General features: G+C 60.9%; 17 protein-coding genes and 1 pseudogene. 7 read left to right on the forward strand and 11 right to left on the reverse strand.

The annotated features are described in order from the left end of the window. The first annotated feature begins 130 nt into the window (after positions 1-130). On the forward strand, positions 131-691 hold the full coding sequence (locus tag FMA36_RS13565) for a recombinase family protein (RefSeq protein WP_159262860.1): 561 nt from the start codon (positions 131-133) through the stop codon (positions 689-691). 157 nt (positions 692-848) lie between these two features. Here FMA36_RS13565 and FMA36_RS13570 read toward each other — a convergent pair. Beyond that, a pseudogene (locus FMA36_RS13570) lies at positions 849-1,086 on the reverse strand (DHA2 family efflux MFS transporter permease subunit); the annotation flags it as partial. 65 nt (positions 1,087-1,151) lie between these two features. Here FMA36_RS13570 and bdcA point away from each other — a divergent pair. The 4 genes from bdcA to FMA36_RS13590 all read left to right on the forward strand — a co-directional run bounded on the left by bdcA (position 1,152) and on the right by FMA36_RS13590 (position 3,939). Beyond that, on the forward strand, positions 1,152-1,865 hold the full coding sequence (gene bdcA, locus FMA36_RS13575) for an SDR family oxidoreductase (RefSeq protein ID WP_159262861.1): 714 nt from the start codon (positions 1,152-1,154) through the stop codon (positions 1,863-1,865). Between the two features lie 63 nt (positions 1,866-1,928). After that, positions 1,929-2,561: a TetR/AcrR family transcriptional regulator gene (locus FMA36_RS13580; protein WP_159262862.1), complete on the forward strand. Its 633-nt coding sequence runs from the start codon at positions 1,929-1,931 to the stop codon at positions 2,559-2,561. A gap of 145 nt (positions 2,562-2,706) precedes the next feature. After that, entirely contained in the window at positions 2,707-3,468 is a 762-nt protein-coding gene (locus FMA36_RS13585) for an SDR family NAD(P)-dependent oxidoreductase (RefSeq protein WP_159262863.1), read from the forward strand. A gap of 30 nt (positions 3,469-3,498) precedes the next feature. Then, a complete protein-coding gene (locus tag FMA36_RS13590) occupies positions 3,499-3,939 on the forward strand; it encodes an SRPBCC family protein (RefSeq protein ID WP_159262864.1) in 441 nt (146 codons plus the stop codon). 89 nt (positions 3,940-4,028) lie between these two features. Here the strand turns inward: FMA36_RS13590 and FMA36_RS13595 are convergent, their stop codons facing one another. Then, entirely contained in the window at positions 4,029-4,847 is an 819-nt protein-coding gene (locus FMA36_RS13595; protein WP_159262865.1) for a class I SAM-dependent methyltransferase, read from the reverse strand. Positions 4,848-5,296: 449 nt separating this feature from the next. Between FMA36_RS13595 and FMA36_RS13600 the strand changes: the two genes are divergently transcribed. Beyond that, on the forward strand, positions 5,297-6,598 hold the full coding sequence (locus FMA36_RS13600; RefSeq protein WP_159262866.1) for a DEAD/DEAH box helicase: 1,302 nt from the start codon (positions 5,297-5,299) through the stop codon (positions 6,596-6,598). An 82-nt stretch (positions 6,599-6,680) separates the two neighbouring features. Here the strand turns inward: FMA36_RS13600 and FMA36_RS13605 are convergent, their stop codons facing one another. Beyond that, on the reverse strand, positions 6,681-8,282 hold the full coding sequence (locus FMA36_RS13605; RefSeq protein ID WP_475704526.1) for a DUF4070 domain-containing protein: 1,602 nt from the start codon (positions 8,280-8,282) through the stop codon (positions 6,681-6,683). Between the two features lie 234 nt (positions 8,283-8,516). Continuing rightward, positions 8,517-8,990, reverse strand: a complete 474-nt coding sequence (locus FMA36_RS13610; RefSeq protein WP_159262867.1) for a hypothetical protein — start codon at positions 8,988-8,990, stop codon at positions 8,517-8,519. Between the two features lie 24 nt (positions 8,991-9,014). Here FMA36_RS13610 and FMA36_RS13615 point away from each other — a divergent pair, with 24 nt between their 5' ends. Further along, positions 9,015-9,170, forward strand: a complete 156-nt coding sequence (locus FMA36_RS13615) for a hypothetical protein (RefSeq protein ID WP_159262868.1) — start codon at positions 9,015-9,017, stop codon at positions 9,168-9,170. A 28-nt stretch (positions 9,171-9,198) separates the two neighbouring features. Here FMA36_RS13615 and FMA36_RS13620 read toward each other — a convergent pair whose 3' ends face one another. The 7 genes from FMA36_RS13620 to bcsA form a co-directional block, all read right to left on the reverse strand. Further along, positions 9,199-10,410, reverse strand: coding sequence for a DUF1501 domain-containing protein (locus tag FMA36_RS13620; protein ID WP_159262869.1), 1,212 nt, complete (start codon positions 10,408-10,410; stop codon positions 9,199-9,201). A gap of 4 nt (positions 10,411-10,414) precedes the next feature. Beyond that, on the reverse strand, positions 10,415-11,722 hold the full coding sequence (locus tag FMA36_RS13625; RefSeq protein ID WP_159262870.1) for a DUF1800 domain-containing protein: 1,308 nt from the start codon (positions 11,720-11,722) through the stop codon (positions 10,415-10,417). Between the two features lie 215 nt (positions 11,723-11,937). Beyond that, a complete protein-coding gene (locus FMA36_RS13630) occupies positions 11,938-13,617 on the reverse strand; it encodes an SGNH/GDSL hydrolase family protein (RefSeq protein WP_159262871.1) in 1,680 nt (559 codons plus the stop codon). A gap of 57 nt (positions 13,618-13,674) precedes the next feature. After that, positions 13,675-17,535: a cellulose biosynthesis protein BcsC gene (locus FMA36_RS13635; RefSeq protein ID WP_240906365.1), complete on the reverse strand. Its 3,861-nt coding sequence runs from the start codon at positions 17,533-17,535 to the stop codon at positions 13,675-13,677. An 82-nt stretch (positions 17,536-17,617) separates the two neighbouring features. Further along, positions 17,618-18,778, reverse strand: coding sequence for an acyltransferase family protein (locus tag FMA36_RS13640; RefSeq protein ID WP_159262872.1), 1,161 nt, complete (start codon positions 18,776-18,778; stop codon positions 17,618-17,620). An 86-nt stretch (positions 18,779-18,864) separates the two neighbouring features. Next, complete coding sequence (locus FMA36_RS13645) at positions 18,865-19,536, reverse strand: SGNH/GDSL hydrolase family protein (protein WP_159262873.1); 672 nt, start codon at positions 19,534-19,536, stop codon at positions 18,865-18,867. A 111-nt stretch (positions 19,537-19,647) separates the two neighbouring features. Next, complete coding sequence (bcsA, locus tag FMA36_RS13650; RefSeq protein WP_240906366.1) at positions 19,648-24,180, reverse strand: UDP-forming cellulose synthase catalytic subunit; 4,533 nt, start codon at positions 24,178-24,180, stop codon at positions 19,648-19,650. Between the last annotated feature and the right edge of the window lie 35 nt (positions 24,181-24,215).

Raw genomic sequence — 24,215 nt, forward strand, 5'->3', positions numbered from 1 at the left:
GAAAGTGATGAGGACGTAACGGAATTTATTGTTGCATAAGACCCGTCATTTGGAAACAAAAAAAATGCTGGCTATGCGTTCGCGCAATCGTCTATAAAATAAGACTGATGTGCCAATATAAACGAATAATATGATGCTGATCGGGTACGCGCGCGAAAATACGGAAGAAGCGATGCTTCTCAATCAGGTAGAAGCGCTCCGAAAGGCGGGTTGTAAAAAAATATATGAGGAAAAAGTTCCTACAATGAGCCGGGACTGGCCCATTCTGGCCGATGTCCTGACGGAACTTTCTTCTGACGATACTTTGGTGGTCTATTCTCTGGACCGTCTCGCCTGGTCAACGCCCCACCTGCTGGAGGTGGCTGATCGACTGCGTGAAAAAGGGGCAGGGCTGCGTTCCCTTTGTGAACCCTGGGCCGATACCACCGTTCCCTATGGGAAAATGATTCTTGGTGTTTTTGCCGGTATTGCTGAATTTGAACGCGCATTGAGCCGGAACCTCACGGAAACGGGTAGGAAACGGGCCAAGGAACGGGGTGTCCATCTTGGGCGGCCAGCCAAGCTTAGTGCTGAACAGGTTGCGACCATACAGAAACTTGTCCGGGACGAGAACCTCTCCATTTCAGAAGTTGCAGCCCGTTTTGGCGTGCATAAAGCTACCATCTATCGGGCGGTTACCAATAACAAGTAAGAACTGGTTACAAGGTTAATTGGACCGGATGTTTCCATAAAGGCTTGCAACAGGGAATACGCGATCAGCCCGTATGGTGCTGATACGGAGCGGATGCGCCTCACTTACGCGCGTTGAGACGACAGTGTTTTTCCCGATAGCGCCAATGGAAGCCGCAGCGGTCGGTCAGGCGCCCCATGAGGGGGAAGGTGCACATCATGCCCAGCCCCAGCGGGAGCATAAACAGTCCGTGCGGTCAGGCGGCGCGCCGCAGGCATGAATGAGCCAGACCAGCACAGGAACATGGTCATGGCGGATGCCGAAAAGGCGGGTACGCGAAACAGCCGCAGATTGATCAGCGCACGGTCGCCCTTGCGTCGCGCGGAGCGGAAATACGCGATGAACTTCGATACGGAATTCGCTTGCATGGTGATGCCCTCCCGTTCTGTAGTGATCGATACAGAAAAGGGAGGAATATGATATGGCGGTTTTTTCAGGAAAAAAGGCCCTCATCATCGGCGGTAGCCGGGGGATCGGGGCTGCCATCGTCAAACGTCTGGCGAGCGAAGGCGCATCGGTGCGGTTCACATGGGCCGGTTCCCGCGCGAAGGCTGAAGACCTTGCCCGGGTAAGTGGCGCGGAAGCCATTCGGGCTGATGCAACCGACCGCTCTGCAATCCTTGCCGCCACGCGCGATGCTGGGCCGATCGACATTTTTGTCTTCAATGCCGGGATCTGCATTGTCGGAGATCCGCTGACGCTTAACCCTGATGACATTGATCGCATGATCGATATCAATATCCGCGCTGCCTATCACTGCGCGGTTGAAGCGGCCCGCTCCATGCCCGATGGGGGCCGGATCATCCTGATCGGCTCCACAAATGCCAATCGGGTGCCCTTTAAGGGACTGGCGGCCTACAGCATGACAAAATCCGCCCTGCAGAGCATGGTGCGGGGGTTGGCGCGAGATTTTGGGGATCGCCACATCACGGTCAATGTCATTCAGCCTGGGCCGACGGATACGGATATGAATCCGGCCAATGGCCCGCAGGCCGATCTCATGCACAGTGTCATGGCCATCAAGGAACATGGTTCGGCAGAGGACGTTGCGGCCTATGTCTCGTTCCTTGCCGGTTCCACGGCGCGCGGCATTACCGGGGCCATGCAGACCATTGATGGTGGCTTTAGTGCATGATGCTGGCTTTCTACTTCCGGACTGATTAGTATGGAATCTTATCCATGCGGAGGAAGACACGATATGGCCCGGACAGGACGGCCCCGCGCATTTGATCGGGACAAGGCGCTCGATGCCGCGCTGACGCTGTTCTGGGCGCAGGGTTATGAACCGACTTCGCTGAACCAGCTCAAGGCCTGCATGGGCAATATCTCGCCTGCAAGCTTCTACGCGGCATTCGGGTCGAAGGAAGCGCTGTTCCGCGAAGTCGTGCAGCGTTATCTGGAAACTTACGGTCAGGTCATGGCGCCGCTATGGGATGAAACGCTCGCCCCGCGTGATGCCATTGAACAGACCCTGCGCCGTTCCGCCCGCATGCAGACGACCAGCGCGCACCCCACCGGCTGCCTGATCGTGCTCGGCGCGAGCAACTGCTCGCCTGAAAACCAGCCCGTGCAGGCCCTCCTCGCTACCGAGCGGGCGCGCAGCCGCGAGGGTATCATGGCCTGCGTGGAGCGGGCCGTGGCGGAGGGCGGACTGATCCCCTCACCCGTGACCGAGACCCTGCCTGCCCTGTTTGCAACCTTTCTGCACGGCATGGCCTGTGAAGCCAGGGATGGCGACGGAGCAGACAGACTTGATGCGGCGATCACGACGCTCATGCAGGTCTGGGACAGTCTTGCGCCAAAGCCCGGTCGCGGTGCTTACCATCAATAAACGGCTCTGCCGATTTATCTGTATCAATTGATCCATAAATAATTGACGTGCCGCTCTGCCCTATTTATGTATCGATTGATCTTTAAGTACGGCCAGATCATTCCACAAGCCCGCTTCATGCAGGCGCGATCAAAGGACACCGGTCATGAACCAGAAATACGCAGCCCTTGTCACGGGTGCCAATCGCGGGATCGGGCATAGTATTGCAAAATACCTGATTGCAGCGGGCATTGATGTGATCGGCACCTATCACACCAATGCAGCCGAGGCGCAGGCAGCACAGACAGAACTCAGCACCGACAGCGCAAGGCTGCGCATGCTGCAACTCAATATTGCAGACCATACCACGTTCGCGGCATTTACGGCGCAGGTCAGAAAGCTTCTGGATGGAGAGTTTGCCGGGTCTGCGTTGAAATACATTGTGCAGAATGCAGGCAACATCATTCACACTCGTTTTGATGCGGCAACACCCGAACAGCTCGACAATCAGTACAACATTCATTTCAAGGGGCCGTATCTGCTGACCGTGGCACTTCTGCCGCTGATTCATGATGGCGGTCGTATTCTTAACATCACCTCGGCAGCCACGCGCTTTTACCTTCCGGACCATGGTCCCTATTCGGCCATGAAGGGGGCTACCGAGGTGATTTCCCTCTACATGGCAAAGGAACTTGGCGCACGCCGCATTACCGTCAATGCGGTGGCCCCCGGCGCCATTGCCTCCGATTTTGGTGGCGGGCTGGTGCGTGACAACGCCGGGGTGAACGCGAGCCTGGCCGAGATCACGCCGCTTGGGCGTGTCGGGCAGCCTGATGACATCGGTGCCGCCGTCGCATCCCTTCTGTCCGACAGCATGCATTGGGTGAACGGCCAGCGGATTGAAGTGACTGGCGGCCAGTCGCTTTAATGCACGTTTGCAGCGATCAGGGAGAATACGATGATAGACGTCATGGCCAGCGCTGTTCTTGATGCACCCATTGCAGCCGTATGGCCGTTTGTCCGGGATTTCGGGGCCATCGGGCGATGGCTGCCCGGCGTGAAAAGCTGCCAGATCGAAGGAGGTGATCCGGGCGATCGTGTCGGTGCCATCCGGCGGCTCGAGATGGGCGATGTCGGTCTGATCCGCGAACAGTTGCTCGCCCTGTCCGATACGGATCATGCGGTGACATTTTCGATCATTGAGTCGGCACTGCCGATCTGGAACTATCAGTCCACCATCATGCTGTTGCCTGTAACAGACGGCGACCGCACGTTCATCCGCTGGAAAGGACGGTTTGAGGCCAATCCGGATCACGCCGCCGCCATGCAGGCGCGCATGCCGACCCTGATCTATCAACCGGCATTTGACACTCTGGCAGGCAGGCTTTCTGGCAGATAATAGGTATGGCAGCGCCAAGTTTTTTGGTGCAGCTTTTTTTAAAAAAGGCAGCACTCAAAAACTTCTGTCAACGTGTTGCAGCCGTATTGTTAATCGACTTTCTGGAACTTCAACTCAAAATTATCGCCCTCGCCAATCGCCTGATATTTGGCATGATCGACAGCACCGAGCGCGTAAGTGGGGGGCAGCGTCCACACGCCCTTAGGCCAGTCGGTCGTATCCCTGGGGTTGGCCGCGACTTCTGACGTGCCAACGAGTTTGAACCCTGCCCGTTCAATGAGCGCAATCGCGTAATCCTGGCGCACGTAGCCACTTCTGGCCGCTGGGTCCTGCGGGCTGGTCGGGCGGGCGCGATGATCTTCCACGCCAAAGATGCCGCCGGGCCTGAGCGCCTTGTGCACCGCCGCGAGCATCGCGGGCGCATCGTTATCCTTCATCCAGTTATGCACATTACGGAAAGTCAGGATCACATCCGCGCTGCCTGCCGGTGCGAGGTCAGGGTGATCGTGCCCGAACTGGGTGTAATGGATCTGGTCATAAAGCGCTGGATGCGCGTCGATCTTCGCCTGCATGGCGGCTGGCCAATGCGCGTATTCACGTTCAACCTTCGTGCCATCAGCAACGCCCATGGCGGCGTAATAGGTGCCATGGGCGCGCAGCAGCGGGGCGAGGATTTCGGTCCAGTAGCCACTGCCAGGCCAGATCTCGACAACCGTGGCCTGTGGCGTGACGCCGTAAAAGGACAGCAGTTCGTAAGGGTGGCGGGCGCTATCACGCCTGACCAGATCGGGGTCGCGGGTGGCGGCTGTCACCGCATCGTGCAGGGGCTGGTCAACGGGGGGCGCCGCCATGGCTGGCGCGGCGAGAGTCAGGCAGGCGATGGCATAAAATGCGTTGCGCATGGACATGTTTCCCGATCCTTGCAGGCGTGGCGTGACAGCTTTGAGCCTACCACATCCTGCGCCTTGCAGGCCAGCAGCACCAGTCCCTGCCCGTCAGGCCATGAAGCTGCCTTCACGCCGTAATGGGCATGACCCGGTTCGGGCCGGGACTGAAGCCTCAATGGGGCCACCATATCCATTTATCGCCACGCAGGTCGATCATGGTGGCCGCCAGCCTCGACCCGGCAGGCTGGTTTTACGGGGGAGCCGTTTTTACGCTTGTCAAATATATCCTGAAAATTGGGGGCGATCGGCGTCGTCAGGCCCTTCTCACCGCATGCAGCCTGTGGCGCACGGACAAGGCCTGCCGCGCTGCGTTGACGTGGCACGGTGCCCCCCGTAATAGTCCGCCCTCCCGCACCAGCGAAGCCCGAACAGGCGTAGCCTTTACAAAGCGCCGGAGGCGCTGCTTGACCATGTCCATGACTTTTGCCGATCTTGCCCTGGCGCCAGAACTCCTGAGCGCACTGGCCGAGGAAGGCTACGCCACCCCTACCCCGATTCAGGCCGGCTCCATCCCGATGCTGCTCGCAGGCCGCGACCTGCTGGGCATGGCCCAGACCGGCACGGGCAAGACGGCCTCGTTTGCGCTGCCGCTGCTCCATCGTCTGGCCCGGAACCCCCGCCCGGCCCCCAAGGGTGGCGCGCGCGTGCTGGTGCTGGCCCCCACGCGTGAACTGGTGTCGCAGATCGCCGATGGCTTCACGGGTTTCGGGCGGTATCTCAAGCCCGGCATCACAACAATTTTCGGCGGTGTCAGCCCGTTTCACCAGATCAATGCGCTCAAGGAGGGGGTGGACATTATCGTAGCCACGCCAGGGCGGTTGCTGGACCTGATTACGCAGGGCGCGTGCGACCTGTCGCAGCTTGAGGCCCTGGTGCTTGATGAGGCCGACCAGATGCTCGACATGGGCTTTGCCAAGCCCATCGAGCGTATTGTCGCGACCCTGCCCGCAGCCCGGCAGACCGTGCTGTTTTCGGCCACCATGCCCAAATCCATTACGGCACTGGCCGAGAGCCTGCTGCGCGATCCGGCACGGGTCGAGATTACGCCGCCCTCCACCACCGTGGAGCGGATCGAGCAGTCGGTCATGTTTGTCGATGCGGCTGACAAGAAGACAGCCCTGCTCGAACTGCTGCGCACGCCGGGCATGGGGCAGGCCGTGGTCTTTACCCTGCAGAAGAACATCGCCAACGAAGTCTGCGCCTTCATTACCGAGGCGGGCATTACGGCCGAGGCCCTGCACGGCAACAAGTCACAGGGGCAGCGCGAGCGCGCGCTCGAGGCCTTCCGGTGTGGCAAGTCGCAGGTTCTGGTGGCAACCGATATTGCGGCGCGCGGCATTGATGTCGATACGGTCACCCATGTGTTCAACCATGACCTGCCCAGCCTGCCCGAGAGCTATGTCCACCGCATTGGCCGCACCGGGCGCGCGGGGCGCACGGGCTTTGCCATAACGCTGTGCGATGCCGAGCAGCGCGCCTGGCTGCATGATGTGGAGCGCGAAATTGGCCGCCCGCTTGATGTGCAGGCCGACCACCCGTGGCATTCGGAGGCCGCGCGCAACTCCACCATGCGCGCTCCCGTGCTTGGGGGCGGCCCGGTCAAGAAGGTCAAGCCGCCGAAGGTACAGCGCGAGCGCAAGGTCTGGACCGAGGAAGAGAAGAACGCGGCCCGGGCTGCAGCCGCGGCGGCCAAGGCTGCTGCCAAAGCCTGATCCGGCTGCCTGATGGTACATTGGCGCGGCTGGCGGTTCTGCCCGCTACCGCGCCAGTTTCCAAAAGCTTCGTGTGTCCTGCTCAGGCAGGCACAAGTGCAGCCGGAATGGGCTTGAGCACCGGCGGCGCCTGCCAGCTTCCCGTGTCAACATTCTCGATCTCTCCATCGATCTCGCTGACAACCTGCCGCGCAAACGGGCCAAGATGCAGGTAGAGCGCACTGGTCATGACCACATAGGGCAGTGCCCTGGGGTTATGCAGCGCGCAGTCGAGCATCATCCGCCAGAATGGCCCGGTCGTGCCGGGTCCCGCGCGGTGAATGCGCAGCACAAGCCGCATGAAGCTGCGCAGGTCGCCCTTGATCATCCGATGGCTGCGCTTGCGCCCGAGCATGCGCCCAAGCCTGCGCACGCGGCCAAAATAGGCGATCGGATCATAAATCGTTTTGAGCACCGTCCTGTAATCGCTCAGCACGTCGCGGCGTGGCCGTTTGGTCTCGAAATTGAGGCCTGCGGTGCACTGATCGCCCGACTGGGTCTGTTCACTGCCCGAAAACAGTCGCCCTTCGGCCAGCAGGCGGCGCGTCAACTGCGTTGTGGGCAGCGCGTAAAGCAGGCCGACCATGCAGACCGGGATCGAGGTATCCTCGATACATTCGATCATGCCCGGGGCGACGCTCCCCTTCTCGCTATCAAACCCTACAATGAAGCCTGCATTGACGAAAATCCCGGCCTTATGGATCGTGTCGATGCTTTGTTGCAGGCTGCGCCGTGTGTTCTGCTTTTTCTGCATCAGCACCAGCGAGTCCGTATCCGGGCTTTCGATGCCCACGAACACGGCGAAGAAATTCGTATCCGCCAGGCTGCGCAGCAGGTCGGCGTCATCAGCGAGGTTTATGGAGGCCTCGGTTGAAAATTCGAAGGGAAATTTCTTTTCCTCCTGCCAGCGTTTCAGGTCGGGCAGAAATTTCTTGAGCGCCTTTTTATTGCCAATCAGGTTGTCATCAACAAAATCGACATGCCCCCGGTAGCCAAGGGCGTAAAGGGCATCAAGTTCAGCCGTGACCTGTTCGTTGGTCTTGGTGCGCGGCACCCGGCCATAGAGTTCGATAATATCACAGAACTCGCAACTGAACGGACACCCGCGTGAAAACTGGATGCCCACATGCAGGTACTGGTCAAGCTTGAGCAGATCAAAGCGCGGTAGCGGACTTTTGGTAACATCCGTCTTGCCCATTGGCGCTTCAAACACGCCCTGCCGCGCACCGCTGCGCCAGGCCGCGACGAAATCGTTCATGATCTCCTCGGCCTCGCCCAGAACCTGAAAATTGGCGGCGCTGTAAAGCGGTGGGCTTGAGGTGACATCGGGGCCGCCAACCACCACCGGCTTGCCGCGTGCACGGCAGGTCTCGATAATGTGCAGCGCGTCATTGCGCTGCGGCAGCATGCCGCCGGTCATGACCATGTCGGCCCAATCCAGATCGGCATCGGTCAGGTTTTCGGTATTACGGTTGACCAGCCGTATTTCCCAGTTTTGAGGCAGCAGGGCCGCGACCGTGACCAGGCCGAGTGGGGCCGCCGGATAGCGCGCGCCCGCGAGATCGCAGGCTTCCTTGTAGTTCCAGAATGAATTGGCATTGAAAAGCGGGAAGATCATCAGGACCTTGCAGGTATCGGCCATCATGATGAAATCCTTTGGCGTGCCTCCTTCGCATGATCACGGCGGCCTCCCCGATTGGGGGTGGAGCGCATGGGAACGGGAGGATCCTGCTGTGGTGAAATGGCGATAGTCCGGCACACGGTCGTCATAGAAATCTTCCATCAGGATGAAGGCCTGTTTCTACACCCCCTGCCCTGCAATAGCGAGACAAGAGCATTTGCAATGCGGAATATGCCCTTTTCAAAGTGTAACAGCGCTTTATGAGGGCCTGAAAACGCCCTTCAGGCGGATCGGTCGCGCATGTCGTGTTAGCTTGCGTATATGCACGGAATAAAGATGAATTGCGATGAAGGTATTCGATCCGTTGAATGGCGACTGGTCCGAACCTGACGAACTGTATTTTATCAAGATATGAATTTTTCTAGAATATTGAATGAAGTTAAAATGAAATAAACTGGTGTTGTGTATAAAGCGCATAAGGAAATCGATCCGGCCATGGGGGCGGCCCATCGGGCCTGACTGGCCTGCCTGTGCAGCACCCCGGCGCAACGTGGCGCCATCGCCCGCGCTGTGGCGGCATAGTTCTGTCATGTCAACCACGCCGAACCGTATCTTGATGCAGGCGTGCGGTCCTGGCTGGCAACGGGCAAAACCGATCCATGCCTCGACAGGGATGTCATAGGATCCGTTATCGAATTTCTGGATAATGCCTGCTTCGACGCGCAGGAGCATGCTGATGGCTACGATACACAGGCCATGGCATGGTTCAGCAAAGCCCGGTCAGTCAACGCCGTGCTGTATGCGCTCGATGGCGAGCTTCCGGTGGCTTTTTACGATACAGTGTACGAAGCCCATGCCGCGATGGGGGATTGCAGCCAGATCGAGGCCATCTGGGCGCGGCATGAAGCGTGAGCGCTCAACATAAGAAATTTCCCGCTTTTCATGCCTGACGGATCAACCCCTGCATCGGGCTTGCCGCCGCACCGGGGAAGACCGTGGCCATGGCCGCAGGCTTCAGCCGCAGGTGATCGCACAGCAGTCCTGCCGCAACACAGCGCAGGTCGGTTGTGGGAGCAAGATCACGATTTTCAAACAACTGGCCAGGGCGCAGGCCCGGCCATGTGCCAGCCACCCGTCCCCCTGCCACAGGGCCGCCTGCAACAAAGGCGACCGTGCCCGTGCCATGATCCGTGCCGCCAGTGCCGTTGATCCGCACCGTGCGGCCGAATTCGGTCAGGGCCAGTACTACCGTGCGCGACCAGGCTGGGCCAAGGCCATCGCGCAGGGCGGCGACCCCCCGGTCGAGTTGCGTCAATGGCCGGCCCAGGCGGTCAATCTGCCGTGCATGGGTATCCCACCCGCCAATTTCGAGGGCTGCGATGCGCGGGCCGCGGCGGCTGGCCAGCATGCGGCCTGCTGCGGTTGAAAGGGTCACGAACGCATCGGGCCGACTGCCCTTGCGCGGGGAAGATACCGCAGCCCTGCTGCTTTCCATTACAGTATCGGAGAAGCCACGCGCCTGCAGGGCATTGCGCAGGGCAGGCCCGGTGACCGGATCATCCGCGTTAAGGGCTGCGATCTGGCGGTACAGATCCGGGTCGGGGTGATGGCTGGCTGCAGGCGCGTAGCTACCCACACGGGCCGGGCCACGCAGTAGCAGCGGCACGGTCAGCCCCATCGCCAGGCCATAGCCATCCGGCCCCGCATCGCGCTGGGACATAAGCGATACGGCGCGGTTGAGCCAGCCGCTATCCATGCGGGCATCCGCGCCACTTTCAAGGCAATCCTGTGCCTCGAAGTGCGAACGGCTGCGATAATTGCCCGCTACCGCGTGCACCGGCAGCAACTGACCAGCCGCATAAAGCGCATGCATGTTCTGCAGTGCCGGATGCAGTCCGTAGAAACCACCCATATCGAGCATGCCTCCAGCAGTTCCCGGCTCGGGCAGGATGAGCGCGCGGCGATGGGCGGCAAGGCTTGGGTCGCCATAGGGGGTGACGGCGGACATGCCATCAAGCGCCCCGCGCATGATAATGACAACAAGGCGTGGGTCCTCTTCATGGCTCGACGGGGCTGCCACGGCCAGCGAGGCACGCCCCAGCGCCCAGCTTGTGGCAAGACCCATCAGGGCCGCACGACGACGGATCAACATGATTTTAACGCCTCTGGAATTCGGGTGAGGAAAACAGGAGTGTCAGAGCATCCTGCCTTGAGCCTGCATGCTGCATTGCCGTCACTGTCTGCGCCCGCAGTGCCGGGCCAAGCACGGCATGGGCAATATCCAGCGGGTCGCCCTTGCGCATCTGCCCCGCAATCTGCCACGCCCAGTCGCTGCGGGCCAGCATGTCGGCGGGGGCAGCCCAGTCGGCGGCGCGGTCGCTCCAACCATTGGGGAGTGGCGCGGTCCATAGCGGCTGGCCCAGCGCGGCAAAGGCTGCAAGCAGCGTATGCGCGGACGAGTGGGGGTCATCCGGCTGGCTCGGCGTGCCGCCCATCGACAGGGCACGCATCACCGCCGTGGCATAATCCATGGGCGAGCGGAATTTGCCGCCCGCCGCAGTCGTATCCACCAGCGTGGGCAGCATCAGGGCGGCAGCGGCCAGGTTGCCCTCCGTCTGCTGCAATACCCGGCTGACCTGTGTCACATCGTGCTCATCAGGCGTGTCGGTTATGAAATGGGTGACCATCCGGGTGGCGATATGGTGGTAAGTGGCCGGGTGAGTGCCCAGAAAATGCAGTGCCTGCAGGCCGCCCTCCTCTCCTTCCCCAAAGCGGTGGCCCATCATGGTCCTGATGCCGGGCTCATGCGCCTTTTCACGGAAGACAAAGCCGGGCTGATCCGCTTTGAGGTCCACGCCCCATCCGGTCAGGATGGCGGCAAAGGCCGTGACATCAGCCTGGGTGTAGCCCCCCTGTGGCGAGAGGGTATGCAGTTCGAGGCATTCGCGCGCCAGGTTTTCGTTCAGGCCGCGATGCCCCTTGCGCCCTGCCGGGCTGTCCGGCCCGATGGATGAGGCGTTATCAAGATACATCAGCATGGCCGGGTGGCGCATGACGGCAACCAGCATGTCCACGAACCGGCCTGTTACATGCGGCCGTATGGCTTCGCGCATGTAGGCGCCAATGATCGCGCGCGTGCCGCCCTGCCGCAGGCTGACAGTAAAATGGTTGAACCAGAACCACGCCAGCCGCTCACGAAAAGGCTGGCGGGTCAGCAGCAGGTTGTCGAGCTGGGTTGCGACCTCAGCCTGAAAGATCGGTTTGACGAGCGGGTCGCCCTGCATCCTGTTCATACGCTGCGTACGCAGCGCAATCAGCCCGTCCGCCGTGGTGCCCACGCCGGTAAAGCGGGCGGCATCAGGTTCACGCAGTTGACGTGCCAGCCAGTCGCGCGGCCTGTCAGATACTGTTTCCGTGCCCCGTATTCCCCAGCCAAACCTGTTCATCGTTTCCAAAGACTGCATTGAATTCCTGTCCTGAAAAGCAGGCGTGCGGGTAGAAGGTGCCCTTATGGGTTCGGTGGGAATATTACTCACGGCAAGCCATTTTATGGAACATTCGTGAAATTACAGCATGCCGCCCTGTTGGAAAGCGGGCGCTTCAGGCCGCTTAAAAAAATGCCGCCTTTTACAAAAAAGGCGGCATCGGAAAAACTGTTCCTTACAGGCGTATGGTGTTCTTATTTACCAAGAAAACCGACTATATTCTGCCACACATTGCGTGCCATGATGTCATGCCCGGCCTGGTTGGGGTGGGTGGTATCGGCAAGCCATTTTGTCTGGTCAAGCACATCGAAAAGAGGCTCGCCGGATGAAAAAAGATCGAGTTCGATATCAGCAGGGATCTTTCCCGCCTCTACCGCGCTGGCCAGTGCCTTGCGCGGTGCGCCCTGCGTCAGGGCCTCATCAAGGAAGGCAACGCGATAGCCGGCCTTTTTCAGGCGGCTGGTAATCTGCCCGAGGTTATGGACCGTCTCGCCGGTGCTGATCTGGTGCAGGTGGTCATTGAAGCCACCAAACACGATCGCAACCTTGTGGCCGGGATGACCCGCCAGCGCTTCGGCCGCAGGTACCATGTCCAGCATCTGCTTGGTCGTGGCACCTGATACGGCAAAATTGTAGCTCCTGTAGCGGGCATAACGCTGCATGATATAGGGCCAGTTCGTGCCATCGCTCAGGCCGTAGCCTTCCGTCCGGCTATCGCCAATGGCAACGACAGCATCACGCAACTGCGGCATGTGATCGCCCGCCACTGCGGCAGCAGCTTCAAAGTCCTGCTCCTGCTCGGCCGTGGCAGCCTGGTCGGCGATGACGATACCGGTCCACTGCCCGGTATTGCGCCCCTGTTCAAACCAGGGGCCGCCATCGGCATTATACCCGATATACCCGCCAGCAAACGATCCCTCCGGGAGCGCCCCGCCGAGCACGACATGGTTATTGCCATTTTCAAGCCGGTAGCCACCTGGTGTTGCGCTGAGGCCAAAAGCGGCGGGGTCGTTGCTGATGATCATGTCCGTGCGCAGGTCCGGGCTGCGCATGTCGGCCACATGCACAAAGCCATCGAGCGTGTAGCTGCCCATGAAAACCTTGAATTCCTGCCCTTTCTGCCCGAGCATGAGCGGCACGGGAAAAGCCGAATAGCCGGAATTGGATGAGGCATACGTGCCCGTGGTGCCAAAAAAGAAGCTGTTGGCGGGCACCTTGAGGGTCTGCGGCAATACAAATCCGCCCGGCCCGTTATTTTCACCCCATGACAGGGTCTCCTGCCCCGAAACCTGCACCGCGCCGATATGCACGACATGGTGCCCCGGCGTAGCCACGAGGTGGTTGCCATGGCCGGTCTGGTCATACACGCGGGTCACTGTGGCGAAGGTGCCCGCATCACGTGCGGCCAGAGCGCGAGTGAGGGTCGCGGTATCGAGCATGCCATCAGGGCGTATGGCGAGCGTGGTGGCAACGGTCTGGCCGCCTGAAATCGTCTCGATATCCACGGCGGGGCCGGAATAGGCGCTGACCATCCGCGTAGGCCCACCGGCAAAAAGGGCATGTGGGCCAAAGGTGTCGGCGGGGGCATTCGAGGTGCGTACGGCAGCCCACTGCGCGGCCCCCGGCGTGAGCGCGGTTGCGCGCCACACATGCCCGCCTGCCTGCCACAGATCGCCTGGCGCGTAACCCTTGCTCACGTCATCATTCGTGCCGGGGGAGCGGTTCAGCCCTTTATTCATGGCGCTATTGGCCGGAATGCAGGTTTCTGCGCCCTTATGGTCATCTGCCGGGCATTGTGCCGCTAGCCCAAGGGCGGGCAGGCCAAGGGCGGCCATGGCCGTGATGCAGGCCAGAACTCTTCCGCGCGTTTCCATGTAATGCTGTTCCCGGATATTAGGTGCAGGGCATGAACCTGCCCCGGATTGATTGTATTACTGACCATCAAATGTGTAATGCGTCATCAACATGCCACTGGTTTCCGACCAGTTGCCTGCCCGGCTGTAGCCGCCTTCCATGCCCACCCGCAACCGATGGGTAAACTGATAGACAAGGCGCCCGCGCACATTGCCCGCAAGGCCGCTCGCCCCACTGCCTGAATACTCGTCAGGCTGGTTCGAGGCCGCAAGCTGCTGCAGGCTGGCACTCGTTGGGTAATAAGGTGCTGCATTGCTGTGATAATGCTGGAACCCTGCTTCCCCGCGCAGGAACCATGTCCATCGCTGATTGTGCCCAGACCATTCAACCGGCACCATCGCACCATAATACTGCTGTGGTGAGAAGTAGCCGCCCTGCCCCCATGTAAAGAAGTAACTGTCACGCTTGTAACCAAAATACATGAGGTCAAGTCCCACGCGCAACCACTGCCGGTCGTGGGTCTGCCATACAGTGGCGGTGCCGCCGGCACCTGCCTCCACCTCGGTATTGCTCTGCACATGCGTGCCATCCAGATAGGCAAAGCCGCCACCGGCATAGATGTTCCACCCCGGCGCGGACCATTCCAGCGCGCCGTGGCCGAACATGCGCGTCACACCGCCCCACACCCGGTTCGTGCCGGGGTCATGCATGCCCGCGTAGGACAGTTCGCTATCCGTGACCATGCGGCGACCCCCGCTTATGCGCAGGCCAAGGTTACGGGTCAGGCGCGGGGCGAATTCCACGCCCCCCACCACGTTGGTGATGGGGAAGCCCAGCGGCGAAGACCCCACATCGGCCGAGAACCAGTGGTTGACGTAGTTCAGGCTCAGCCCCACGCCCTGCGTATAGTAATGGTGGTATGCCCCCGGCAGGGCCCCATTGATGGCATAGGTGCCGAACTGGTGGGCTGAATAGGCATTGTTCAGTGCATCGCCCGTAAACAGCAGCGTGGGCGTGACCGAGAAGGACAGCCGGTGCTCCCATGATTCAAACGGCAGCGTGCCGGTGATGGGCACGGCGAATTCCGTCAGTTGCCCCAGCCCCGCAACACCCGTGCGGCTGCGCACGAAGCTGTTGGCGTCGATCTGTGGTGATACGGAATCGCGCAGGTAGACAATCTGCCGGTCCATCGCCTCACCGCCGTCATCCTCGGGGATGTAATGATAGGTTGCAGGCAGTGTTGCCCCCTGCAGGTCGATATAATTGCTGTCAATGAACGGCCAGCGATAGTCAGGCAGGAAGCTCTCATGGCCTTCATACGCGGCTTCGCCATCAAGCGTGCGCTGGGCGCGGCGGGCATGTTCCACATCGGCCAGTTGCGCGCGCGTGTTACCGGCCACGCGATCGATATCGGAGCGCACTTCCCAGCTCATCGGGCCATCGGGGTCTTCATGCGCCAGCCGGTCGGCATAACTCCGCGCCAGATTCATATTGCTTGCGCCGCCCGCATCACGCGCGGCGGCGGCGAGGCCATAGATATTGTGCGGCTTGAGGCGCAGGGCAATCTGGTCCTCCTCCAGCGCGCGCTGGGGCATGTTGCGTGTCTGGTAGATCCGGCCCATGGCCAGATGGGCCTCGGCTGATTCAGGGTGGGCGCGCAGCACGGGGGCCATCACCTGATAGGCCTGCGTGGTATGGCCATAACGGTCAAAGCCATCGGCGGTTATAATGGCAAGGCCTATGGCAATATCGTTTCTTATCCGTAATTGGTCTGCAGTGGCATAGCCCGGAAAGTCGCGTGCCATTGCATCAAAGGTGCTGAGGCAGCGCGTGGTGTCGAACGTGGCATGCAGGCGCAGGTATAGTCCGGCATAGGCCAACATCTGCGCAGCCTTGGGCGGCTGGGTCAGGCGCTCTTCTTCAGCGAGCACCTGCTGCGCCTCACGCGTGGCATGCCGGTCAATCAGGGCGCCAGCAATCTGCACGCCCCGGTCGCCCGTGGGGTCGGGCTGATTGGCCAGCGCCACGAGGGCGGCATTATCCGCGCGCGGCGCGCGGTTGAGCGCCTGTATGTGGCGGGCCAGCTCGATCTGGCTGGCAATGCTGGCCATGCCCGCACTCCGCCCGCCTGCAGGCAGGCGCGCCATCAGGCGCTCGGCGGTGGTCAGGTCATGTTGGCCCATGGCGTAGATGATCCCGGCCTGCAGGTCATCTGGCGTGACGGATTTTGCGTCTGTCAGATCATCCATCAGGCTCTGCGCCTGAAAATGGCCGCCTGCATCATCAAGCGCGTGGGCAAGCTTGAGGCGTATCCACGGGTCCGTGGGCTCAATGGCCACGGCCTGGCGCAGCAGGGCAACGCGTTCATCCGCATCACGCATCTGGTCGGCGCGGGCAGAAAGATCGGCGGCCTGCAGGTGTGCCGCCAGCGCCGGGCGCAGCGGTTTGAGGCGGGCAATGATATCCTGCGCTTCCGCCCCGCGCCCGGTCTGGATCAGGATGCCGCCCAGATTGAACAGCGCATCGGCATTGCCCGGTGCCTGGCTCAGGATTTCACGATAGATGCGCTCGGCTTGCGCATCATGCCCCTGCCTGCGCTCAAGCATGCCTTCGAGCGACAGGAAAGTCAGCCTGCTGCCTGGCCGGCGGCCCAGAGCCGCGAGGTCCGTGCGTGCCGTATCATAGTGGCCGTCATTGATGGCCTGTAATATCCGCACAACAAGCGGGTCCACGCCTCCGCCGCCTGCGCCGGACTGCAGTGCCCTGATGGCTGCCCGCCAGTGGGGGGCTGCGTCCGCGTCCGCCTGTATCGCCTGCAGGAAATACTGCATGGCCTGGACAGGCTGCTGCCGGGCCTGCGCCACCAGCCCCAGCCCGCCCAGTGCATCGGCATCATGGACATTGAGTGCAAGGGCATGGTGGAATCGTTCTGACGCCCCTTCCAGGTTATGACGGGCCAGCAGGGCATAGCCTTCCTGATGGGCGGTCGCGGCATCGATGGCGCTCTGTGTTTCCTGCGCCTTGTGCAGCAGTTCGGTCACTTCCGCATCATCAGGGTGCTGGCCGAGCCATTCATTATAGAGCGGAATGGTGGGGCCGGTGATCGGCTCCCACAACAGCGCCTCGCGCCATGCGGCAACCGCCGCGTCCCGGATTGGTGCGGGCGCGTTGGAGCGGGCGAGTGTGCGCAGGCCGTCCATCCCTTCGGGCCGGGACGTGACACGGTAGGTCAGGATCCGGTACAGCAGCAGCCGGGCATCGAGATCGCGCGGGTTGCGCTGCACCCAGGCGGTCAGCTTGGTCTGGGCCTCCTGGCGGCCAAGAATGGTGGCCCCCAGCACGCGGTAATATTCCAGCGCCAGATCGGGTGGCGGGTCGCCGTTCTTGAAGAGCGCCTTGTATTTGAACATGGCCGGCATCATCTTGCCTGCCGCTGCAAGGGCGCGGGCCTCGGCCAGGCCTTTGGGGTCTACGGGGCCAGCCTGTATCTGCGCCTTGAGGTCGGCAACCAGCCCCGGTGCCGTGCCATTGCGTTCCAGCCGGGCCAGTGTGGTCGAAGCCTGGGCAGTGTTGCCCTGCGCCATCTGCAGGCGACCCTGCAGATAGAGCGCTTCAGTATTATTGGGTTCGATCGAAATCGCGCGGTCTATCGTTTCATGCGCTTTATTCAGATTATGCTGGCCCAGCCAGTAATAACCCTGGTTGAGCAGCAGTTCCAGCACGGCTGCCGCATGCGCCATGTGCGCGCGTTCCGCATCCTGGTCCTGCGTGGGCGTGACCGTGATGGTTGTGCCCTCAGTGGCAGTCGGGCTGTTCTGGATGGCCAGGGCAGGATCCGCCTGCGCCTGAGCCATCTCGCCCGACAGGATGACCCCCGCCACCATGCCGCAAATGAGCTTCAGCGTGCTTCGTGCCGGGCGCATGGGCTGAGACACCATGACCCAGGCTGCGGGCGCACGCCGCCACCCACGCCCCGCAGGCAGCGTGCTGGCGGTGTGGTATCGTCCTTTTATGTCGTGTTTAATGAACACGGGACACATAAGAGATATAGAACAGGATTGCGGCCAGCGTCATGCACGCGCCAACAAGCAGGGCGGCGCCACGGTTGCGGACACTCACTGCAACCCGGTCCTCATAATCAAGCCCGGTCCGCTCCACGAATACGTAGCTCAGCACGCTGATGACAAGAACGATGGCCAGAACGGCAGCCATCATCAGCCCATGTACCTGGAAGAAGAACAGGTAATTCGCCACCACGATGCCCGGCCAGTGCCACAGATAGACCGAATACGAAATGACCCCGAGCGGCGAAATGGGCACAAGGCACAGCCTGCCCACCTGTGTTTCGGGCAGCATGATGATGGTGGCCACCGCAAGGCAGGGGAAGATGGTCATGTAGGACGGGCAGGCAAACTGAAGGGTATAGAACAGCCCTGCCCCCACAATCACCGCCAGCGCTATGGTATAGACAATATTTGCCACAACCGGGGAAAGGCGTGGGCGGGGAAATATCCAGATCATGGTGCCAAGTGAAAACTGCCACAGGCGATCGAATATGTTGTAATAAGCCTGCGTATCGCCCTTGACGTAGCTCCATGCACAATAGGCCAGTGACACGGTAAAAATGCCCGAGAGCACCAGCTTGCGGTGTCTGGTCAGCGGCAGCAGCAGCGCCATCAGGAAGATGATGGTATAGAACTGCATTTCCAGCGAGAGCGACCATGTATGCAGGAACGGGTAGGCAATGCTCTGCCCCTGAAAATACCCGACATGCCCCGACGCCCATATGTTGGACAGGTACACCAGGGCATAGGCCCCGTTGATGGCAATATCAGCCCGGTCACTTTGCAGGACCCACCATAGCATGCCAGCCGAGACCAGGCCAATCATGCAGACCAGCGCGGGCAGCAAACGGTAGAGCCTGCGGCAGACAAACCGCAGGGGCTGGAACGGATGCTGCATGAGCGCCGAGCGCCCCATGAAATAGCCCGAGATCACCACAAAAATATCGACACCGATAAAGCCGCCCTGCAGCCAGCCTGCGTGGAACAGGACCACAAGGGCAATGGCAAGGCCACGCAGCCCATCGATGTCGCGCCGACGGTTGAGGGGGAAAAAATCTTTCTCAAGTATTTCACGCCACCTGCTCGTGGTAGGGGCAGGTTCATTCAGATGCAGCATCAACAGATTTCCACGTCTTGTGCCCGTCATGGGCAGATACGGAAGCACGCCGCGCGGTGTCGGCCGTGCTTCCGTAAAGGGCGACCTTACTGGCCGGTGGCAGGCGGAGCGTCTTTCAGCTTTTCCAGTTCAGGCAGCGTCGCCTGCACGATCGCGTTGCCCCATACCTTGTAGCTTTCAGGTGTTGCATGAATGCCATCGATGGTGTTCACGCTGCCCTGCTTGAGCAGCGCCGTGCCATCGACATAGGTGCAGGGCGTCACTTCCCCCTTGAGGAAGGTTGCCATTTCGGTTGCGCGCTGGTCAGTCTTGCCATAGCGCGGGCTGAACTGGCCCCAGGTCGGCCCCACCCAGATGCACGCGGTCTTGCCAATGGCATAGGTCAGGGTCTTGACCTGCTCGTCCACCCAGTCTTTCGATACGGAGGCCTGACCATAGGCTGCCATAGTATCGCCAAGAATCACCATTACGACATTGGGATGCCACTTGGCTACGAGGTCGCTGATGGGCGGGGGCGATGCAGGCTTCATGTTGGGCGCGCCAATCGGGGCATCGCCAATGCGCTCGGCAGCGCCGCAGCCATTGTTGGGGTTGGGTACGACCCAGTCGGCCGCGGTGGAGGAACAGACCCCGTAGGTAACCACTTTCGCGCCCTGACGGCTGAATTCGTCCGGCAGCACGGACAGCAGGGAGTCCTTGAACGTGACGTGACTGTCGCCGATGATCAGCAGCGTGAGGCCAGCAAGAAGTGCACTCATGAATTACTTCTCCGTATAAGAATTTATTTATGGGCCGGAGTGGCGCGATGGGGATTCCCGTTCAGGCAGGCCGCACCTTGTGGGTACAGCCAGCATGTGGGGTACTGTGCCTTATGCACCACTGCCCGTGTCATCATCCAGCACGCGCCTGCGTGATTTGGCGCGCAGCCAGCTCCACGCCCCGAAGGCGGTCAACCCCGCCCCTGATAGACCGGCCAGATAAAGAATGAAAGGATGATAACTCAGATACCGGTCCAGTTGCAGCCACAGGGGTAATGAGCCCACTTTGTAGGTCGGCGCCGTGCGGTAACTGGTAAACTGTTCGGCGTTCTTGAGCACCAGATCCCCCTGGATGGAGGACAGATCCTTGGTGTTGCGCAGGCTGAGCACCAGATCATGGACACGCTGCGGCGTATCGCCCACAAAGGCAATGACCGAGCGCTGGCTGTCATAGGGCGACTGCGCACCGATCATGACCCCGGCCTCGGCAATCGGCGCATTGAGGTGGGCAGTCACGCCGTTGAGGAGGCCTGCATGATCGTGGTCCTGAAACAGGTACCAGATGCCCTGCAGCCCCAGACTCTGTCCTACCCGCACGTGCCCGTCCCTGATCACGTAAGGCGAGCGTGACAGCAGGGTGGCCGCTGATGAATCCAGCCGGTCGGCGGTGGAGAGCAGGATGATATCGCCCTGGGGCGTGGTATTTTTCATCTGGTCCGCCGTCATGATGTGCACGCCTGCGGCGGGGTACCATGTTGTCGCACCGAAAAAGCCCATGAGGTCAAGGAACGAGCCTGCCGTGCCCGCATCCGGGCTTTGCGGCAGGATGATCGTCGTCTCGGACAGATCGGCCATGCGGGAGAACGGAAAGGCGGCCTCGGCGAAATAGGACAGGTTGGGCAGTTCGGCGTAATGGTAGCCCCGGCGGAAATCGAGTGTGGAATCTGAATCCACGCTCATGCGGATATCGCCCGGCGTGCGGCGGCACGCGCCCCGGTCAATGGGGCGGGCGTCAAAATTGAACTGCAACTGGTTCTGGCCAAACAGCAGCCACGGCGGCAGGGCGGTCATGTGACCCGTGGCCCCCGCATGCTGGTTGACCAGCCTTTCCGACCATTTCTGCCACACGCCGGGTGGCGAAAGCGAGTAGCTTTGCAAATAGTTGTTGTTGAGGCTGACATCGACGCGTGAGGTCTCGAGGTCCACCACGGGGCCGCCCGGTGCGCGCACCCACATGTTCATGAGGTAAGGCCGCCCCCGCCAGGTATAGAGATCGGGCGGCAGGTGGAAGGGCAGCGTCATGCCCGCGGGTGTATAGCCCCCACCCTGCAGGTCGGCCGCCCCCACGAGTTCACCAAAGCGCACGGGCCGGTCGGTTGGCACGAAGGCAGGCGCATCATAAGCCTGGCGGGGGTCGAGGGTGACGTCTTCCACCACTTTCGATGCGACGCCGCCAAGCGTATCGTGTGAAAAGGCCAGATTGCGCGCAGCTGCCTCGACTTCCTGCGCGGTGCGCCCGGTCACGATCAGGATGATGCCCCAAGGGTCATTGGGGTTGGCGACCTCGGCCAGGGTCGGGCCGGTGGGCAGCGTGCCATTGGCATCAAGGGGAATGTTGCGGCCCACTTCAACCGCGTTGCCCGATGCAGGCACGGTCGTGGAAACGGGAAAGGACAGCGCGCGGAAATCGGCAATCTTGCCAAACCATGAGGCAATCACGCCCGCAGCCTTCAGGTCATCCCGGTTTTCGGGGGAAGGCATGACGAATGGCACCCGCAGCGCTGCACGCAGGTTGGGATCAAAAAAGGGCGCGGGCAGGCGTGAAAGCTTGCGCTCGGGCGCGATCCGCACTGTGGTCAGGGTGATGCGCGAACTGTCGGAAATGCGCGCCCACAGGATCTCGTTGAAGAGATCATTGCAATCACGCCTGTATTCACCGGCAAAACGGAAATTGAGCTTGTTGTCTCCGGTAAAATATAGCGGATCGACATCGAATGTGACGGGGCCGAATTCGGGATGGTCGGGGTTGACCTTGATCGTGCCGATATACTGCTCGTTCAGCGTGACCGTGACAGCACTCGCCTCTGGCAGAAGCGAGGGCGAAAGCGCGCCAGACAGGGTGAGTTGCGCATGTGTGACTACCCGGTTGGCGGGCACGACCACATCAAGCCCCTGTAGCGGGGAGTAGCCGCGCAATGTCAGCGGCCCGGTCGTAGCACCCAGGTCACGGAACGACAGGGTGCGCGTCACCTCCGTATCGCTGATCCGGGCTGCGGCCATCTGGTCGATCGGCGGCGCCACATCGGGCACGATGCCTGTATTGCTGTCACCGAACGGGGTCTGGGCGCTGATTCCGGTCTGGTCTGCCGTGGCGGTTGCAGGCGCAGGCGGCAGCCCCTGGGCCAGTGCGGCCGGAGCCAGGGCCGTGAAGGCTACGAGGAGAGTGGCGGATAGGGCAGCCCCATTGCGGGCGCTGCGTTGGGCAGGTTTCAGCACGAGGCTCTGTTTCTCCAGTTTTTCTTCCACCATGGGCACGGTGTTTTCTTCTGCATCCGCAATGGGGCGGGGTTTTTCAGGCTTGCGCCATTTAAAGAGGTCACCAATGCTCCTGAACACCATGGCGATGCTGCGGAGCGGGCGGTCAGGGGGGAAATCGGCCCAATTGGCCCAGGCATCGTTGCGCCCGAACACCATGTCGACCACCTGGCGTTCATCGCCCAAGCCCCGGCGCACCCATTGCAGGCGCAGGTTGCCCGGGTGCATGGCCATGACCTCGGCGGGCACATGGGTATGAATGCCGTCACGCTCGTTGTCGTAACTGACCATCACGGTCTGTGGCGTTTCGACATTGTGCGGCCAGTCCATATCGACCGACAGGCCGCCTAGCGATAGGTCATGCGTATGGGCATGGAACGCCCTGCCCTGCTCATCGGTAATGGTTACAGGCAGGCGCACGCTGATGCGCGGCGCACTGCGGGTCTGGCGCGTTTCGCGACCCACGGCGATGGCGGCCAGCACGATAATGAGGCTGATGACCACCCACAGGGTATTGAGCACGAAGGACTGAAGGGCCAGGCGGTCGTGATATTGCCAGACGATGCCAAATATGCCGCGCGCAAGGGCTGCAAACAGGATCAGCGCCAGGATGATATTGGGGTAGACCGCGCTGAAATCAAAATAGCTGCGCTCCAGCAGGCCGCCCTTGTCAGTTACGTTGAACTTGCCCTTGTGGGGCTGGAGCAGGGTTACGATGGTAATGCGCACCAGGAACAGTGCGAGCGAGGTTTCGTAAATTTCGCTCCAGAAAGAATAGCGCCACCGTCCTTCAACACGTGAAAGGGTCATGATGGAATGGAAAATGTGCGGCAGCGCGTAGGCGCTGATGGCCAGCGGTGATGCCGCGATGATGTTTTCACCAAGGAAAAGATAGGCCAGAGGCGAGACCAGAAAGGTCACGCGCGGAATGGCGAACAGAAAGTGCGACATGGCTGAAAGATAGCAAAGCCGCTGCTCCCACCGCAGACCGGGGCCGAGCATGGGGTTGTCGACCCGCATGATCTGGAGCATGCCGCGCGCCCAGCGCACGCGCTGGCCGATATGCAGGATCAGCCGCTCGGTAGCCAGCCCGCCTGCCAGCGGTTCGCGCAGATACCCGGTGCCCCAGCCCTTGCGCTGCATCTTGAGCGCGGTATGGGCATCTTCGGTTACGGTTTCGGTGGCAAAGCCGCCAATGCCCATAACGGCGGAGCGGCGGATGACGGCGCACGAGCCGCAGAAGAACGTTGCATCCCAGAAATCATTTCCATCCTGCACCAGACCATAGAACATGTTGCCTTCAGGCGGCACATGCCTGCCTGCCGCCAGATTGCGCTGGAACGGGTCGGGCGCGTAAAAATGGTGCGGGGTCTGCAGAAGGGCGAGGTTGGGGTCGGCAATCATCCAGCCGATGGTTCTTTTGAGAAAGCCGCGGGTGGGAACATGATCGCAGTCAAAGATGACGGCGAATTTCCCGTCAGTTACTTTCAGGGCATGGTTGAGGTTGCCGGCCTTGGCATGGTTGTTTTCCGAGCGGATGATATAGCCCGCGCCTGCCTCGAGCGCGAAATCACGGAAAGCCGCCCGCCTGCCATCATCAAGAATATAGACATTCAGCTTGTCTTCCGGCCAGTCAAGCTCCAGCGCGCCAAGAACCGTCGAGCGCACGAGGGACAGTTCCTCATTATAGGATGGCACATACACATCCACGCTCGGCCAGTCGGCCGGGTTCTCTGGCAGGGCATGCTCCCTGCGCCCCAGCGGCCATGACATCTGGAAGTAACTCAGGCACAGCGTGACCAGGGCATAGGTCTCGGCCAGCAGGAGCAGTATGGACAGGCCGCCCTGTATCCACCCGTGAAATTCCAGCGTGGTGGTCAGCCGCCATATGATGTAGCGCAGGGATACGAACAGCGACAGCATCATCAGGAATATGGTAATGCCCCGCCCCGGCCTGCGGTTGAGCACCAGCAGGAGCGTGACCGTGCCAAGGCACAGTATGCCCTGTGAATACAGGCTGAGCGTTATGGACCCCGCGAATCCCATGATGCATGCACCAATGACAACCGGCACCCACGGGGGCATCCGGCTCAGCGGTGTCTTTTTCATCAGGACCGTGACTTTGTCCGCTATGCGTTTTGCCC

Origin of the sequence: Komagataeibacter xylinus, assembly GCF_009834365.1 — a bacterium.
Taxonomy (GTDB): Bacteria; Pseudomonadota; Alphaproteobacteria; order Acetobacterales; family Acetobacteraceae; genus Komagataeibacter; species Komagataeibacter xylinus_D.

What these genes read in the sequence shown, in the direction of transcription:
- FMA36_RS13565 (WP_159262860.1), top strand. Translation starts at nt 131, where the DNA reads ATGATGCTGATCGGGTACGCGCGCGAAAATACGGAAGAAGCGATGCTT.
- bdcA (WP_159262861.1), top strand. Translation starts at nt 1,152, where the DNA reads ATGGCGGTTTTTTCAGGAAAAAAGGCCCTCATCATCGGCGGTAGCCGG.
- FMA36_RS13580 (WP_159262862.1), top strand. Translation starts at nt 1,929, where the DNA reads ATGGCCCGGACAGGACGGCCCCGCGCATTTGATCGGGACAAGGCGCTC.
- FMA36_RS13585 (WP_159262863.1), top strand. Translation starts at nt 2,707, where the DNA reads ATGAACCAGAAATACGCAGCCCTTGTCACGGGTGCCAATCGCGGGATC.
- FMA36_RS13590 (WP_159262864.1), top strand. Translation starts at nt 3,499, where the DNA reads ATGATAGACGTCATGGCCAGCGCTGTTCTTGATGCACCCATTGCAGCC.
- FMA36_RS13595 (WP_159262865.1), bottom strand. Translation starts at nt 4,847, where the DNA reads ATGTCCATGCGCAACGCATTTTATGCCATCGCCTGCCTGACTCTCGCC.
- FMA36_RS13600 (WP_159262866.1), top strand. Translation starts at nt 5,297, where the DNA reads ATGTCCATGACTTTTGCCGATCTTGCCCTGGCGCCAGAACTCCTGAGC.
- FMA36_RS13605 (WP_475704526.1), bottom strand. Translation starts at nt 8,282, where the DNA reads ATGATGGCCGATACCTGCAAGGTCCTGATGATCTTCCCGCTTTTCAAT.
- FMA36_RS13610 (WP_159262867.1), bottom strand. Translation starts at nt 8,990, where the DNA reads ATGCTCCTGCGCGTCGAAGCAGGCATTATCCAGAAATTCGATAACGGA.
- FMA36_RS13615 (WP_159262868.1), top strand. Translation starts at nt 9,015, where the DNA reads ATGGCATGGTTCAGCAAAGCCCGGTCAGTCAACGCCGTGCTGTATGCG.
- FMA36_RS13620 (WP_159262869.1), bottom strand. Translation starts at nt 10,410, where the DNA reads ATGTTGATCCGTCGTCGTGCGGCCCTGATGGGTCTTGCCACAAGCTGG.
- FMA36_RS13625 (WP_159262870.1), bottom strand. Translation starts at nt 11,722, where the DNA reads ATGCAGTCTTTGGAAACGATGAACAGGTTTGGCTGGGGAATACGGGGC.
- FMA36_RS13630 (WP_159262871.1), bottom strand. Translation starts at nt 13,617, where the DNA reads ATGGAAACGCGCGGAAGAGTTCTGGCCTGCATCACGGCCATGGCCGCC.
- FMA36_RS13635 (WP_240906365.1), bottom strand. Translation starts at nt 17,535, where the DNA reads ATGGTGTCTCAGCCCATGCGCCCGGCACGAAGCACGCTGAAGCTCATT.
- FMA36_RS13640 (WP_159262872.1), bottom strand. Translation starts at nt 18,778, where the DNA reads ATGCTGCATCTGAATGAACCTGCCCCTACCACGAGCAGGTGGCGTGAA.
- FMA36_RS13645 (WP_159262873.1), bottom strand. Translation starts at nt 19,536, where the DNA reads ATGAGTGCACTTCTTGCTGGCCTCACGCTGCTGATCATCGGCGACAGT.
- bcsA (WP_240906366.1), bottom strand. Translation starts at nt 24,180, where the DNA reads ATGAAAAAGACACCGCTGAGCCGGATGCCCCCGTGGGTGCCGGTTGTC.